The following is a 709-nucleotide window of genomic DNA, read 5'->3' as shown; positions in this document are numbered from 1 at the left end:
CCAAATATCGATTAGGGAACTGTCATGAACAACGAGACTAGTTTCGAACGGCTATCGGAGATCCAAGACGAGATTCTTATCTTCAGCATGGAGCAGGTCGGTGATAAAGTCGACAAGTTCTACGTGCAAGGTAAAATCACGGACGACAGTCGTGGAAATGTCACAGGCGTCGAGGGTAACATCAGGACTGTCATTGTCGGCGGTCGCGTCCTCGACGTCTCTGCTGTCCTGGATGACACCGGGTTCTATGAGAATGTCGCTTTCGTCAGGCCGCGAATCATTGAGCTGCACGACATCCTCCGTACCCTGCAGGGTAAATCCCCAGTGCGGTTTCGCTGGGCGGTGGACACCGAAGCGGGCACTGCTGAGGGTGATTGGACATACTACGACGATTTGACCGCTGAGGAGAAGAAGGACAACTTCTGGAGGTTCTGGAAGGGTGACAACGCTTGGACGGCGCAGCTTGAGGCTGAGCTAGCCGGCGAGTAAAATCCAGAGGATTTTGCGTCTGATTGTGAAGTGTCAGCGGGAGACGCGGATCGAATACGAGATCAACGGGAACACATCTACGGCAAGGATGTCGAATCCTTTTTGAGAAGAGGAGGACAATATGGAATTTTCGATTTATACTGCTAAGAGCGTTATTCATAAGGTTGTTTACCAGCCGAGTCGATAAAGTTCGAGGCGGGTGACCGTACGAATGAGGTTG

1 protein-coding gene is annotated in these 709 nt (G+C 51.5%); it reads left to right on the top strand.

The window, feature by feature from the left end:
- Positions 1-24 precede the first annotated feature (24 nt).
- Positions 25-489 (top strand): hypothetical protein, encoded by a 465-nt coding sequence (locus HRF29_RS14585; protein ID WP_173249574.1) that lies wholly within the window; start codon positions 25-27, stop codon positions 487-489.
- Positions 490-709: the final 220 nt, after the last annotated feature.

It is taken from the genome of Rathayibacter agropyri (assembly GCF_013249015.1).
In the GTDB taxonomy this organism is placed as follows: domain Bacteria; phylum Actinomycetota; class Actinomycetes; order Actinomycetales; family Microbacteriaceae; genus Rathayibacter; species Rathayibacter agropyri.
The sequence above is the reverse complement of the archived record's forward strand: the minus strand, read 5'-3'. Positions and strand labels throughout refer to the sequence as shown.